General features: G+C 52.8%; 14 protein-coding genes and 1 pseudogene. All 15 read right to left on the reverse strand.

Annotated features, from left to right (window positions below; translation table 11 throughout):
- Positions 1–35: 35 nt before the first annotated feature.
- Positions 36–1,526 (reverse strand): NADH-quinone oxidoreductase subunit N, encoded by a 1,491-nt coding sequence (locus tag DNHGIG_RS06265; RefSeq protein ID WP_282198867.1) that lies wholly within the window; start codon positions 1,524–1,526, stop codon positions 36–38.
- Between the two features lie 3 nt (positions 1,527–1,529).
- Entirely contained in the window at positions 1,530–3,047 is a 1,518-nt protein-coding gene (locus DNHGIG_RS06270; protein WP_282201365.1) for a complex I subunit 4 family protein, read from the reverse strand.
- A pseudogene (gene nuoL, locus DNHGIG_RS06275) lies at positions 3,048–4,931 on the reverse strand (NADH-quinone oxidoreductase subunit L); the annotation flags it as partial.
- A 29-nt stretch (positions 4,932–4,960) separates the two neighbouring features.
- Positions 4,961–5,269: an NADH-quinone oxidoreductase subunit NuoK gene (gene nuoK, locus DNHGIG_RS06280; protein ID WP_282198868.1), complete on the reverse strand. Its 309-nt coding sequence runs from the start codon at positions 5,267–5,269 to the stop codon at positions 4,961–4,963.
- Between the two features lies 1 nt (position 5,270).
- On the reverse strand, positions 5,271–5,795 hold the full coding sequence (locus DNHGIG_RS06285; RefSeq protein ID WP_282198869.1) for an NADH-quinone oxidoreductase subunit J: 525 nt from the start codon (positions 5,793–5,795) through the stop codon (positions 5,271–5,273).
- Positions 5,796–6,272, reverse strand: coding sequence for a NuoI/complex I 23 kDa subunit family protein (locus tag DNHGIG_RS06290; protein WP_282198870.1), 477 nt, complete (start codon positions 6,270–6,272; stop codon positions 5,796–5,798).
- A gap of 57 nt (positions 6,273–6,329) precedes the next feature.
- Positions 6,330–7,331: an NADH-quinone oxidoreductase subunit NuoH gene (nuoH, locus tag DNHGIG_RS06295; protein WP_282198871.1), complete on the reverse strand. Its 1,002-nt coding sequence runs from the start codon at positions 7,329–7,331 to the stop codon at positions 6,330–6,332.
- The gene (locus DNHGIG_RS06300; protein WP_282198872.1) at positions 7,331–8,434 is read right to left on the reverse strand and encodes an NADH-quinone oxidoreductase subunit D; all 1,104 of its coding nucleotides are present in this window, start codon (positions 8,432–8,434) and stop codon (positions 7,331–7,333) included. The genes nuoH and DNHGIG_RS06300 overlap by 1 nt, the downstream gene beginning before the upstream one ends.
- A 10-nt stretch (positions 8,435–8,444) precedes the next feature.
- Positions 8,445–9,251 (reverse strand): NADH-quinone oxidoreductase subunit C, encoded by an 807-nt coding sequence (locus DNHGIG_RS06305; RefSeq protein ID WP_282198873.1) that lies wholly within the window; start codon positions 9,249–9,251, stop codon positions 8,445–8,447.
- Entirely contained in the window at positions 9,248–9,796 is a 549-nt protein-coding gene (locus DNHGIG_RS06310; protein WP_282198874.1) for a NuoB/complex I 20 kDa subunit family protein, read from the reverse strand. The genes DNHGIG_RS06305 and DNHGIG_RS06310 overlap by 4 nt, the downstream gene beginning before the upstream one ends.
- Positions 9,787–10,155, reverse strand: a complete 369-nt coding sequence (locus DNHGIG_RS06315) for an NADH-quinone oxidoreductase subunit A (protein WP_282198875.1) — start codon at positions 10,153–10,155, stop codon at positions 9,787–9,789. Before DNHGIG_RS06315 ends, DNHGIG_RS06310 begins: the two co-directional genes overlap by 10 nt.
- A gap of 362 nt (positions 10,156–10,517) precedes the next feature.
- The gene (locus tag DNHGIG_RS06320) at positions 10,518–10,775 is read right to left on the reverse strand and encodes a hypothetical protein (RefSeq protein ID WP_282198876.1); all 258 of its coding nucleotides are present in this window, start codon (positions 10,773–10,775) and stop codon (positions 10,518–10,520) included.
- A gap of 188 nt (positions 10,776–10,963) precedes the next feature.
- On the reverse strand, positions 10,964–11,392 hold the full coding sequence (locus DNHGIG_RS06325) for a F0F1 ATP synthase subunit epsilon (protein ID WP_282198877.1): 429 nt from the start codon (positions 11,390–11,392) through the stop codon (positions 10,964–10,966).
- A gap of 28 nt (positions 11,393–11,420) precedes the next feature.
- Positions 11,421–12,830: a F0F1 ATP synthase subunit beta gene (gene atpD, locus DNHGIG_RS06330; RefSeq protein WP_282198878.1), complete on the reverse strand. Its 1,410-nt coding sequence runs from the start codon at positions 12,828–12,830 to the stop codon at positions 11,421–11,423.
- Positions 12,831–12,857: 27 nt separating this feature from the next.
- Entirely contained in the window at positions 12,858–13,712 is an 855-nt protein-coding gene (gene atpG, locus DNHGIG_RS06335) for an ATP synthase F1 subunit gamma (protein WP_282198879.1), read from the reverse strand.
- Between the last annotated feature and the right edge of the window lie 32 nt (positions 13,713–13,744).

Consider the following 13,744-nt stretch of genomic DNA (forward strand, 5'->3'; position numbering starts at 1 on the left):
CGGGATCGCGTCCCGGGATTTCTGTTTTCACACGTTTATCCAAACCATTTGAGATTGTTCAATACATTCATTAGCAGGTTCGGCACGATACCGAGCACGACCGTAACCAGGAGGGAGATCCACACGGTCACGGAAACGCTGCTGTCCACGCGTACGGCAGAAACAGGCAAAGCCGTTTCAAAGTCGACAAACATCCGTTTCATCACACCGATGTAATAATAGAACGAGGCGACCGACGTGACGAACATGATCGCTGCCAACCAATAGAAGCTTCCGTTGATCGCACCGAAAATGATGAACACTTTGCCGAAAAATCCGGCGGTGATCGGCAGGCCGGCCATCGAGAGCAGGAAGAAGCTCATCGCGATCGCGAGGAATGGCGACCGTTTGTACAGTCCTGCGAACGAATCGATCGTCTCGTTACCCGCGTCACGGTTGACCACTGAGATGATGGCAAATGCGCCCGCTGTCGCAAAGATGTACGCAGCCAGGTAAAAGACCATCTGCGAGATCGATTGCCAGAGGTTGAACTCCCCTTTCGCATGGCCGAGCACAGCCAGCGGCACGAGGAGATATCCTGCCTGCGCGATCGAAGAGTAGGCCATCATGCGCTTGATGTTTTTCGCCGTCATCGCGGCGAGATTGCCGACGATCATGGAAAGCGCCGCCAAGACCACCAGGAACATATACCACTCCTTAATGTTGGCCGAATATCCCCAGATGAAGATGCGGAAGACGAAAGCGAATCCTGCCGCTTTCGACACCGTAGCCAGGAAGGATGTGATCGGTGTCGGCGCACCTTCGTACGTATCCGGCGTCCACATGTGAAACGGAGCGATCGACAACTTGATGCCTATGCCTGCGAGAATCAATACGAAGGAAATGAGGATCAGTACCTTGTACTGAAACCAAAGGCCGTACAACGCTTGGGACGCTACGGCGATATTGGTCGTGCCGCTCAATCCGTAGACAAAAGACGCGCCGTAAAGGAAGAGCGCGGATGCCACCCCTCCGATGATCAAATACTTCATCCCGCCTTCCGTCGCCTTCGCATTCGAGCGATGGATCGCCACCAGGATATAAGAAGAAAGCGACAACAATTCCAGACCGACGAAAAGGGTGATCAGATCGAGGGCACTCGCCATGAACATCGCGCCCACGGTTGCAAAAAGCAGAACGTACGTATATTCCGGTTTGGGGATCTTCACATGTTGCGCAAAATCATGCGACATCAGGAGTGTAAGGAACGTCCCCGCAAGAAACAATAACTTGAACATGTTCCCGTAGTCATCCGTGATGACCATGATATTCGCCAACTGATCCGTCTTGCCGAAGTGAGTGAGCACCAGTCCGAACGATACGGCCAGCGCGAGAAGTCCGAGCACGGGCAAATAGGTTTTTTTCTGTTTCGGAAGGAACAGGTCGAGCACCATGATAAGAAACCCTGTCAATACAAGGACGACCTCCGGGCTCAACACTGCCCACACGCGTGCGAACGTTAAAGTAGGATCATACATCGGAGCCATGGGTTACCCTCCTATCCTCGTGACGAGTGACTGCAACGTCTGGTTGACAAGGTCGCCGAGGATCGCCGGATATACACCGATGAGAATGATCATCGCCAAGAACAACACCATCGGAACGTATTCCAACGCAGTCGCATCACGGATACCCTCTCGTGCGGCTCTTACAGGCCCAAACGTGGTTCGCTGCATCGCCCATAACAGGTACACAGCCCCCAGAATGATACCTAGAGTCCCGCAAGCCGCCAATTTCGGGAACGTGGCGAACGCGCCCATGAAAGAGAGAATCTCCGAGACGAAGCCGCTCATCCCGGGCAATCCCAACGATGCCAAAGCGCCTGCCAGCAGGAACCCGGAGAGTACGGGCATCGGTTTGGAAAGACCGCCGAGCTCCCGGATTTCGAGCGTTTCGGTCCGCTCGTAAATCGCACCTGTCAGGAAGAACAGAAGCCCCGACAGAAGACCCGAGGAGACGATCATGAACATCGCCCCTTGCAAACCTTCCGGTTTCAGTGATGCCAACCCGATCAAAAACACGCCCATGTGCGAAATCGTGCTGAAAGCCAGCAAGCGTCTCCAATCGTTCTGTACCATAGCGACCAAAGCACCATAGATAATATTGATCACGCCGAGCGCCGCGATGAGCGTGCCGTAATGCTGTACGGCATCAGGCAACACGCCCACGCCTACACGCAAGAGCACGTATGCGCCAATTTTCACTAACACGCCGCCGAGTACCATCGATACGGCTGACGGTGCCTGCTCGTGCGAATCCGGCAGCCACGTGTGAAAAGGAACGAACGCTTCCTCGATGAGAATCGCCAGAAAGAGCAAGAGGAAGAGTCCTTGACGCATGCCTGTGGAGATCACATCGGCGCCCGCCTGTTTAAACGTTTGCGCGATCTGCAACACGTCGAGAGTGATCGTGCCTGTCGCATTCGCCGCCTGATAAGCCAAGCCGATGAACGCGATCAATATGCCGACCGACGCCAATCCACGGTAGATCAAAAACTTGACGGCGACAGGCCCTCTTCGCTCCCCGCCCCAGATCGCCAACAGGAAATACATCGGGATCAAAGTCATTTCGAGGAACAGGAAGAACAGGAACAGATCCAGCGCTGTGAAGACCCCGAACATCCCGGTGACGAGAATCAGGAACCAGATAAAATACTCTTTCGCCCGCTTTTCGATCCGCCAGGAAGCGACGACCGCAAGCACACTGGTCATCGCCGTCAACAGGACGAGCGGCATCGACAATCCGTCAATTCCCATGTTGTAACTGATCGCGAGGGACTTGTCGAGAAACGCATTACTGATATGGATCCATTCTTTGTTCACCGTGTATTGCATATCAGGCGAGCCTGATTGGAATCCCGCAAAAGCGACGAGCGCCAACACCAGTGAACCGAGTGTAGCGAGAAACGCCACCGCGCGAATCAGAGAACGGCTTTCACGCGGAACAAAAAACAGAATCACAGCGCCCAGCAACGGGAGAAACGTCAGTACGGTCAAGAGTGTGAACATCAGAACGCCCCCTACATACAAACTGATCGCCACGAGAATCGCTACACCCAGCGTTGCGAGAAGACCGTACGTTTGAATCTGGCCGTTTTGCCCATATTTCAAACCGAGTGAGGTTATGTATGCCGCCTCACCGACGAGTGCAACGATGCCGTCAACGATCCAGCGATCGATAAAGTTGAGAATCTTGCCGATCCACACCACGGGTTTGACGATGACCGAATGATACATTTCATCGATCAGGAACTTGCGGAACGATAACGTATACAAAGGCCCGGCCGATTGGGCCACCCGTTCGGCGGAAACGGAACGCTTGCCGTACATCATCCACGCAAGCCCGATACCCGCAAGACCGATCAGCGAAGTGACAGCCATAAGCCCAGGGCTGGAAGCATACTCATGCCCCCACTCCCCGCCAGAAAGCAGGAATGCCGCCAATGGACTTCCCATAAACGGAGCATTGAAAAAACCGGATACCAAGGCGAGAACCGCGAGCAAAACCAGCGGAACCGTCATCACCGCGCCGCTCTCATGCGGCTGCCTTCCGCCGCCCCCGCGATATTTCCCCGTAAACGTCAGGAAGAATACGCGAAAGATATAGAAAGCCGTGAAAAACGCGGCGATCAAAGAGAGGATCCCGAGGAACGCATGGCCGCTGGCAAAAGCGGCGCCAACGATCTCGTCTTTGGACCAGAACCCGGCGAATGGCGGGATCCCGGAAAGCGCCAAGGCTCCGAACAGGAATGTCCATGCGGTCACCGGCATCTTGCGCCATAAACCGCCCATTTTGTGAATATCCTGCGTATCCGTCGCATGTATCACCGAACCGGCCGCAAGGAAGAGCAATGCTTTGAAAAAAGCGTGGGTCATCAGGTGGAAAACACCCGCCACATAAGCGCTGACTCCGAGGCCCAGCATCATATAGCCAAGCTGCGAAACCGTCGAGTATGCGATCACGCGTTTGATATCATTCTGTGTCAAACCGATCGCAGCGGCAAAAATCGCTGTAAACCCGCCGATGACCGCCACGACGGTCATCGCGGACGGCGATGCCGCAAACAACGGGAAGCTGCGCGCCACAAGGTATACACCGGCCGCCACCATGGTTGCGGCATGAATCAGAGCGGATACAGGCGTAGGGCCTTCCATCGCATCCGGCAACCACACATGCAACGGAAACTGTGCCGATTTTCCGACGGCGCCGACAAACACGAGGATCGCTGTCAGCGTAATCAGCGTTTCCGGCGACATCCATTGGATCGCGAACTGCTTCGCTTCCACCGCTTTAAAAATCCCGTCGTAATCAAACGTTCCCGTCGCCAGATAAAGGAGGACAATGCCGATAAAGAGACCGACATCGCCGATTCTGGTGACGATGAACGATTTCTTCGCCGCAGCGGCCGCCTCCGGTTTGAAGTACCAGAAACCGACGAGCAGGTACGAACAAAGACCTACCAATTCCCAAAAGATATAGAGTTGCAACAGGTTGGGCGAGATGACCAGCCCCAGCATCGAGAAGACAAATAAGCACAAATACTGATAAAACACATGAAAGCGATCATCGCCATGCATGTATCCCTTTGAGAACAAAAGCACAAGAGTGGACACAAATGTAACCACAACGAGCATTAACGCATTCAATGGATTGACTTCAAAGCCCATCGTGAGTGTCTGTTTGCCGATCGTCAACCAATGGAACAGATACGGGGCTTCCGTACCGTTCTTTGCAATGGTGAAGAGGATCGGAAGGGAGACGATAAAGGACGCAAACGTACAAAGCACTCCGATGGCCGTGACGAGACCTTCTTGCGCACGTTTCCCCAAAACCAGCAGTAACAGGTAGGCAACCAGCGGGAAGAGGGGAACAAGCCAGGCATATGCTACCATATGATCACCTTTCTCCTGAGTTCAGTGTCCTACCATTTGTTGAGATCCATATCTCGGACATCGCTGCTGTTTCGGTTCCGGTAGATGGCGATCAAGATTGCCAGCCCTACCGCGATCTCACAAGCGGCAATGACCATTGTGAAAAGAGCGAAAACCTGACCGTTAATATTCGGCGTTAACCCCATTCTAGCGAACGTGACGAGATTGATATTTGCCGCATTCAACATCAACTCGATCGATGCGAGCACGATGATGATGTTGCGTTTCGTTAAGACTCCAAAAAGGCCGATCGTAAAAAGAATGGCACCTAACGCCAGGAAGGAACCGATCGGTACCATGTCATTCTTCCTCCCTTCGCGCAAGTATGACCGCACCCACCAGAGCGACGATCAGAACAATGGAAACCAGCTCAAACGGTATGGTGTAGTTATTGAAGATCGTCTCCGCCACCTGGTTCACCGAACTGCCTTTCCATGCGGATTCCGCGCTTTGCGGCCAGTCGGTCGCGCCGATTCCGCGGATCGCCCACATGAGGACTCCGAGAAATCCCGCCGCACCGATGGCGCTTACCACCGTATGTGCATTCCACTGATATTCCAGTTCGGAAGAGTCATGGTGTGTAAGCATGATGGCGAACAACATCAGAATGGTGATCGCACCCGCATAGAGCAAGACTTGTGCAAACGCCACAAATTCGGCGTCCAAAAGGACGTAAACACCGGCCACCCCGATGAACACCCCGCCGATCGCCAGCGCCATATAGATCACTTTGCGCAGATTGAGCATGGCAATGGCCGAAGCGATGATGAGCAGCGAGATGATAAAGAACGTGATCAACTGGCCGGACCACGGCAGATTGAACATCTATTTTTCCCCCGCTTTCCCGGCAACTTCGTCCGTATCATTCGCATCATGAACGGACGCCTCACCGATCAATCCTTTTCGTTGCGCGTGCTGTTTTCCGTTTTCCACTAACCATTCCATGTTCTTATACAAGGCGTCACGGTTATATTCGGCCAGCTCGAACGTATCGGTCATTTGAATCGCTTCCGTCGGACAAACTTCTGTACACAGATCACAGAGAATGCAGATTTCAAAATTGATATCGTACGTTTCGATATGCAGCTTCTTATCTTCCCCACGGCTCCCCGACAAGGATATACAACTCGTCGGGCAGATCCGGGCACACTGATTGCATACGATACATAGGTTGGGATTGAATTTGTGGACCCCCCGGAAACGATCCGGCCAATTGGGTTTCACATCCGGGTACTGCAGGGTCACTTTCTTCTTCGGAATCTGGCTGACGGTGACACCGAATCCTTTCAATAATCCAAACACAGTCTCACCCCTACATGTTGAGGTTGTTCAAAAGCCTTCTATTTGTACATGGTCACGTTAGAAGAAGATTTTCCATGTTGCCGTTAGCAACAAATTGAGAAGAGCCAAGGGAATCAAAACTTTCCAGGAAAAACTCATCAATTGGTCCACGCGGATTCGCGGCATGGTTGCACGCGTCCAGAACATCAAGAAGATAAACGCTCCCGCTTTGATCACATACCATAACCATCCGGGGAGAAGCGGGCCGGACCAACCGCCAAAAAATAACGCGGCCGCAAGCCCTGACATCGCGATCAGGTACACGTATTCTGCCAGCATGTAGAAAGCGAAACGGAAGCCGGAATACTCGGTGAAGTAACCGGAGACGAGTTCCGATTCGGATTCGGGCAAGTCAAAAGGCGCACGGCTGAGCTCCGCCGTAGCCGCAATGAGAAAAACGATAAATCCGAGAATCTGCGGAACGACGTACCAGACGTATGGGAAATTCTTTTGCGCTTCCACGATCTTGACAATGTTCAGCGACCCGGCCATGAGCACGACACCGAGAATCGACATGGCGAGCGGAATTTCGTATGAAATCATCTGTGCGGCTGAACGCAAGGCACCGATGATCGCGTATTTGTTGTTGGATGCCCAGCCGCCAAGCACGATCCCGATAACGGAAATCGCCGAAAGAGCGATGTAATACAGAATGCCTACGTCGAGTCCCGCTGTAAACAAGTGTGACGCCGTGAAAGGCACGACGGCAAGCACCATGAATGCAGGCGCGTAGGAAATGATCGGGGCGATCGCGAACAGCGTTTTGTCCGCTTTGTTCGGAATGATATCTTCCTTTAAAAGCAATTTCAAAACGTCCGCGATCGTTTGAAACAGTCCCCACGGACCGACCCGGTTCGGACCGATGCGCAACTGCATGTAACCGATGATCTTACGTTCTAATAAGATCGCGTAGGTGACACATCCAAGGACGACCCCGAGGACTATGAGGCTCCCGATCAACATCGCCAAGAATGTTTGTACATTTAGGGGATGGGCACTCCAGTCAAACCAGTCGAACATTATGCATCCACCTCCCCGAGGACGATGTCTACCGCACCCAAGATGGCGATCATATTCGCCACGTTCTGCCCTTCCAATAACTTCGGCAGCAATTGAAGATTCACGAACGACGGGCGGCGGAACTTCAAACGATAGGGCTTATCCTTTCCTTCCGAGACGATATAGACCCCGAGTTCCCCTTTGGCTGCCTCCACCGCATAATAGTACTCGCCCGCGGGTACGCGGAGGATCTTCGGGACTTTTCCCATGACAGGACCCGAAGGAATCTGTTCGACCGCCTGCTCCACGATCTTGAGCGACTCTTCCATCTCCAGCATGTGGCACATATAGCGGTCGAAACAATCGCCGTTTTTGCCGACAGGGATGTCAAAATCGAACCGGTCATAAATCGAATACGGCTTGTTTTTGCGCAAATCCCACTTGAACCCGGTGGAACGAAGGTTGATCCCGGAGAGACCGTAATTCAAAGCGGTCTCCGTATCAAAGACCCCTACATTCTTCACGCGGTTGAGAAAGACTTCATTTCCGGTCACCAGATCATGATACAGTTTCAACTTCTCGCGGAAATGGGGGATATATTCACGTACTTCGTCGAGCCATCCTTCAGGCGCGTCCCACTTGACACCCCCGACGCGCATATAGTTGTACGTCAGGCGTGCCCCCGAGATTTTGTTAAACATCTCACAAATCCGTTCACGCTCATGGAAGGCGAACAAGAACGGACTCATCGCTCCGAGGTCGAGCAAATAAGCGCCCAGGAACAAGAGGTGAGAGGCGATCCGGTTCAGTTCCGCCACGATGACGCGAAGGTATTCCGCACGCTCGGGAACCTGAATGTCCATCGCTTGTTCCACCGCATTCACCAATGCATGGTTATTCAGCATCGCTGCCAGATAATCCATGCGGTCGGTATAGGGAATGATCTGCGTGTATTGCAGATCTTCCGCCAACTTCTCGGTGCCTCGGTGCAGATAACCGATCACCGGGGTGGCTTCACGCACGATTTCCCCGTCCAATTTGACTACCAGGCGGAGGACACCGTGTGTGGACGGATGTTGGGGACCCACGTTGAGCAAGATTTCTTCAGAACGCAGTTCAGCCATTGTGACCCTCCTACTCGTCCCATACACTATAATCTTTACGCAACGGATGGCCATTGAAGTCATCCGGCAGCATGATTCTTTTCAGGTCGGGGTGATCGGTAAACTTGACACCGAGCAGATCGTAAATTTCGCGCTCTTCCCAGTTCGCTCCCGCATACACCGGCACCAACGAAGGGACTTCCGCGTGGTCACGGGGTGTACGTGTCTTGACCGTGATACAGAGTCCCGTTTTCATTGAGTACAAATACACGACGACTTCGATGTACCCCTGCGCCGGATAGTCCGTTCCCGCGAAAGCTTCCGGGTAATCGAATGCCAGCGAAGGTTCTAAGCGAAGGAAATTGACGACCTCTCGCCAATGCTCTCTTTTGATGACAAACGTCGGCTGATACTTTTTGAGCATCGTTTCCTCAAGAACATCTTCGCCAAATTGCGCGACAATCTTACCTTTCACGAGATCGAGAACTTTTTGCGCCGCTTCCGTCTTGGCGATCGCTTCAGGTGACGGCTCTTCCTTCTTGGCTGCGGCAGGTTTAGCGGCAGGTGCGGCAGTCGTCGCTTTTGGCGCGGCCGGTTTCGCAGGTACATCCTTCGTTGCAAGCGCTTCCGTTGCGACGTCCCTTGATTTTTCGGCAGCGGGCGCTTTGGCGTCCATCTTTTCCGCTGTCGGGTTCTCCGTGGAGTTCGCACCTTTTGCCTCTGCCGATCCCGTTTCTTTCGGAGATTGTGGTTCTTTCTTCGCTTCCGATGTCGAATTTTCGCCAGTTTTTCCGGAAATTTGATCTTGATCTACCGTTTGTTTCTTTTCATCGCTCACGTTCGAGGCACCCTCTTTCCTTTTGCCTCAAGGCGGATCTTTTCCTGCAGCTTATTCAAACCGTAAATAAGAGCCGGCGGAGAAGGTGGACAACCCGGAATGTAGACATCGACGGGAATGATCTGATCCACGCCTTTCACAACCGAATAGGAACGCACATAAGGACCGCCGGCCGTCGCACAAGATCCCATCGCGATCACCCATTTGGGATCGGGCATCTGTTCGTACAGCCGTTTGATCAGCGGTCCCATCTTTTTCGTAACGGTACCTGCGATAATCACACAGTCGGATTGGCGGGGAGATGCACGGAAGATGATCCCGAATCGGTCGAGGTCATAATGGGCGGCACCCGTTCCCATCATTTCGATGGCACAACAAGCCAGACCGAATGTCATCGGCCACAGGGAGTTGCTTCGCGCCCACCCTTTGATCTGTTCCAATGCGCCGATAAACACTCCGCCTTTCTGCAGTTCCATCGATTCTTCCGGCGTAAACCCTTCAAATTCGATGCGCGGTTGTTGGGAATAGCCCTTGATCACTTCCATTCCAACACCTTCTTCTTCCAGGCGTAAACAAGCCCGATAATTAAGAAAAATAAAAAGAGGAACACTTCCGCATATCCAAATACGCCTAGCTTTTCAAACGATACAGCCCAAGGGTAGAGAAATAGGATTTCCACATCAAACACCACAAACAAGAGCGCGAACAAGTAATAACGGACATTATAACGCACTTGCCCTTCCCCGACCGGTTCCAGACCGCTCTCATATGTACTGAGCTTCATCGGGTTCGGTTTCTTTGGGCGTAACAACGGCCCTAAAACGTACAATGCGCCTACAGGCAAAGCGATACCCAAGATGAGGAACAACGTCACAAACAGGTAGTTGTTCCAATACGTGAACATAGGGCCCCCTCCATTGAGAAAATTTAGATTTCGTTTTACATAATTATAGCAAAGCCATCCATCTGTGTAAAACGACCATAAGGTCAATGGAACCATTGGGGAACCTTTTCCTTAGTCAAGCAAAAAGGCAACCTGACTCAGATTGCCTCCATTCCAGCTACGCTATATGACGTTCCACTATCTTGAAAAATGTGTAGCTTGGCGGGCGTATGCTTTGCGTTCGCGCTCCGTGGAGGTCGTCTCGCATGGAACAATGATCAAATGTCGCGAGACAACCTCCAAAGTCGCTGTCTCACGCAAAGCATTACGCCCACTCGAAGACACTTTTCATCCTCTGATGGTGCCACTTGCGGCATGGGGGACTATCTTCTTACTAAGAGGACAAAACCGGAAACGCTTGTCGTACGTCCTCGCGCGAAAATGACAAACCCATTTCTCACCAGACACCGAAGGGCACTGGACAACAATCCTCCATCTCGCAGCGTGTCTTCACAGGGTCTCGCGGAACCGATTACACAAGATTGCACGATACGACGCATCGATCCGGGTCTCAAGGGATTTCTCTCCCAAGATATTAAGACAAGATCTGCAGGCTTCGGAATCTGTGGCATCTGTGGCATATTCATCACCTCTCAATCATCTTCATTGATGTATTCAATGCAACAGGAGGTGAATTCGATATGGTCGGTCATCATCAGAATCACCGAATCGTTAAAGATGAGGCGTCACGGACTCCGCGCCACCAGATTCACGAAGCCAACAGCAATAAAAAACCCACCGGCCAAAGCCGATGGGTTTCGTCGATCGGTTAACGTTTGTCGTCGAAGGGGCCTTTCTTCGCCACTTGCAGACGGTTCAACGCTCTTTGCAAAGCGAGTTCCGCACGTAGATAATCGATGTCTTCCCTTCCCGCTTCGGATAAGCGTCGTTCTGCGCGTTCTTTCGCGCGCTGTGCCCGCTCAACATCGATCTCTTCGGGAAGTTCTGCCGCTTCGGCAAGGATCGTGATCCGGTCCGGCTTCACTTCTAAGAACCCGCCCGACACGGCTACACGACTCTCGTTGCGATTATCATTCGTAAAAATCCGTACGGCAGAAGTTTTCACCGTGGTCACAAGCGGAATGTGGCCAGCCATGATACCTACGTCACCGTCACCGCCGCGGACGATGACCATGCTCACATCGCCACTGTACACTTTACGCTCGGGCGTAACGATTTCCAATGGTACGTTTCTCATCTTGCTCTCCTCCTATGGTCAAATCGACCTAGGATAGGTTACGTGCTCTTTCAACGGCTTCATCGATGGTACCGACGTACAAGAACGCAGATTCCGGCAGATCGTCATGCTTGCCTTCGAGGATTTCCTTGAAGCCGCGCACCGTTTCTTTGACCGGAACGTATTTACCCGGTACCCCCGTGAACTGCTCGGCCACATGGAACGGCTGGGACATGAAACGTTGAATTTTACGCGCACGAGCAACTGTCAGTTTATCTTCGTCAGACAGTTCGTCCATCCCCAAGATCGCAATGATATCTTGCAACTCTTTGTAACGTTGCAGCACCGCTTGTACACCGCGGGCGACCCGATAATGTTCTTCCCCAACGATATCGGGCGAAAGGGCGCGTGATGTGGACGCAAGCGGATCCACCGCCGGATAAATACCAAGCTCGGCGATTTTACGCTCCAAGTTGGTGGTAGCATCCAGGTGAGCGAACGTGGTTGCCGGCGCCGGGTCTGTGTAGTCGTCGGCAGGTACGTAGATCGCCTGAATGGATGTGATCGAACCTTTTTTCGTCGAGGTGATCCGTTCTTGCAATTGACCCATTTCCGTCGCCAACGTCGGCTGATAACCCACCGCGGAAGGCATGCGTCCGAGCAATGCGGAAACCTCGGAACCCGCCTGTGTGAAACGGAAAATGTTGTCGATAAACAAGAGGACGTCACGATTCTCTTCATCGCGGAAGTATTCAGCGAGGGTCAGCCCCGTCAAAGCCACGCGCAGACGCGCACCGGGCGGCTCGTTCATTTGACCGAAGACCATCGCCGTTTTGTCGAGAACGCCCGAATCTTTCATCTCATGATAGAGGTCATTACCTTCGCGTGTACGTTCACCCACACCTGCGAACACGGAGAAACCGCCGTGCTGCTTCGCGATATTGTGGATCAATTCCTGAATCAAGACGGTCTTCCCCACACCGGCACCGCCGAAGAGACCGACCTTACCACCCTTGATGTACGGCGCGAGCAGGTCGACAACCTTGATACCCGTTTCGAAGATCTCGACTTTCGTGGCGAGATCGGTGTATTCCGGCGCTTCGCGGTGAATCGGATGACGTACCTTGGCGTTCACGGGTCCCGCTTCGTCGATCGGCTCACCGAGAACGTTAAAGATCCGTCCCAATGTTTCCTGCCCGACTGGAATGGCAATCGGAGCGCCCGTATCTACAACTTCCATACCGCGTACGAGTCCGTCGGTCGAGGCCATCGCCACGGCACGAACCACGTTATCTCCGAGGTGAACCGCCACTTCCACCGTTAAGTCGATATCCCGTTCGCCTTCATTCTGTGCTTTATGGGTGATCTTCAATGCGTTGTAGATGGCCGGAAGTTGGCCTTCCGGAAAACGAACATCGACGATCGGACCCATGACTTGGACAATGCGTCCAGTGTTCATCACTTGTTCCCTCCATTCATGCAGGTACTACTTCAACGCTTCCGCTCCGCCAACAATTTCCGCGATCTGCAACGTGATTGCAGCCTGGCGTGCACGGTTGAGATCCAGTGTCAGTTTCTTGATCATTTCGGATGCATTATCGGTTGCGTTGCCCATCGCTGTCATGCGTGCACCGTGTTCGGATGCTTTCGCCTCAAGAAGGGCCGAGTAGATCAACGTCTCCGCATATTTTGGTAACAGCTTTTCCAGAACCGCTTCGGCAGAAGGTTCGTAGATATAATTGGTGACTTTCGCATCCTCGCCGCCCACTTCTTCCAACGGAAGGATCTTCTTCGCGACCGGCCGTTGCTGAATCGGTGAAATGAATTCGTTATAAACCAAGATGACCTCGTCCACTTCACCCTTTTCGTACATGGATACGACCGCTTGTGTCACCCGCTTGATATCCGCAAATGTCGGGAAATCGGACAATCCCGTAATCTCTCCTGCCAGCGGGTATCCTCTGCGCGCGAAGAAATCGCGTCCCTTGCGTCCGACCGCAAAAATCGCATATTCGTTTTCCTTTTTGTCCTTCAGGCTTGCCATCGCATGACGGATGACCTGCGCATTATAGGAACCGGCCAACCCGCGGTCGGCGGTGATTAACACATATCCGGTGCGCTTCACAGGACGCTTCACAAGCATCGGATGGGATGCCCCTCCCGCTTTCGCGATGCTTCCGATCACTTCTTCCATTTTCGCTGTGTAAGGACGGGCTTGCGTGACGCGTTCCTGCGCACGGCGCAATTTGGCGGCAGATACCATCTTCATCGCTTTGGTGATCTGCTCCGTATTTTTAACCGATTTAATTCGACGTTTAATATCGCGACTACTTGCAGCCATTCTTATTCACCACCTTTGTCCGAATGGTGCTG

The organism is Collibacillus ludicampi (assembly GCF_023705585.1).
Taxonomy (GTDB): domain Bacteria; phylum Bacillota; class Bacilli; order Tumebacillales; family BOQE01; genus Collibacillus; species Collibacillus ludicampi.